Here is a 1,126-nt window from a genome sequence, read left to right as displayed (position 1 = left end):
ATCAACTGAAAAGTATTCCGGCACTGAACAATCTCAAGTACCCAAAATGAACGATATATCACAAACCTAAGGCGCGAGCAGTTGCTACGGTTAAATTACCTTGCCCAGGAAGACCATTAGCCTGCTGGAAAGCCGCCAATGCCTGTTTGGTCTTCGAGCCGATCACGCCATCGATGGGACCGTTATAGAGTTTTCTGGCAGCCAAGGCACGCTGAACGGCTTGGATAGAGTGCTTGCCCTCTGCCGTATCGACGCACACAACTGGCACCCACTCATATCGCTCCGGTGTCACTTCGATCTGGCGCTGCATGGTGCCGGTGCGAGGCTCTACTTTGGTGCGAACTTCGCGCGCTGGCTCCACCAAGGTTTGGACCCGGATATCACGGGTATCCGCCTTGACATATTCTTCACGGACCGAGGGCGGCGTGACAAGAATGCGTCGTTCGATGGTTTCTTCAATTGCCCTAACACTCTCGCGGGAGACTTGAGCCGGCGTGATTTGGACCTCGCGCTGGATCACTGCAGTCTTAGCTGGCTCTTCAACCAAGCAGAAAACTTCGCCCGTGGCCGCATCAATGCGACGCACTTCTGAGCCCTTGCTACCGGGACGCCAAACCAGTCGTGGCTCGCGGATCACCACTGTTACGGGACGGGTTCCAATCACGGCCGGGGAAGCACGCAAGCGCTCATGGGCAGGACGAACAACGATCTTCTGCTGTTCTGTCCGGAAGGTCGGGGGGGTTACGACGTAATTCTTGTAGGCGTCGCTTACTTGAAATCTCTTAACTTCGGTCTTGAATACAGGTTCACTCACCTGCACGCTTTCATGCGCATCGCGGATAATCACAGGTACTGTTTCAGTGCGATAGGTCGCCGCGACCAGCACGCGTGCATAGCATTGACCGGGCTTAGCTTGCGCCGGCATTTGCAAATCGAGCGGCTGTTGTGCCGATGCAAGCGCGGGGACCAGCAAACTTGCCGATAAAGACCAAATGGCGATGCGATTCATAGATGCGACCTTACAAACGTGAATTGGTGCGATTATGCAGATATTCAACACATGGTTACCATAAGCAGAAAGTCATCTTGAACTTATAAAGTCAATAAAAATCATGTATATACATGA

Annotated in this window: 1 protein-coding gene; it reads right to left on the bottom strand. The window is 52.9% G+C overall.

The features are described from left to right. Positions 1 to 58 precede the first annotated feature (58 nt). Positions 59 to 1,009 carry a peptidoglycan-binding domain-containing protein gene (locus tag ACOVRA_RS08830; RefSeq protein ID WP_421719965.1) on the bottom strand — a complete coding sequence of 317 codons (951 nt, stop codon included), beginning with the start codon at positions 1,007 to 1,009 and terminating at the stop codon, positions 59 to 61. Between the last annotated feature and the right edge of the window lie 117 nt (positions 1,010 to 1,126).

Source organism: Aquidulcibacter sp. (assembly GCF_049239865.1).
In the GTDB taxonomy this organism is placed as follows: Bacteria; Pseudomonadota; Alphaproteobacteria; order Caulobacterales; family Aquidulcibacteraceae; genus Aquidulcibacter.
This window is presented reverse-complemented; position numbering and strand designations above follow the sequence as displayed.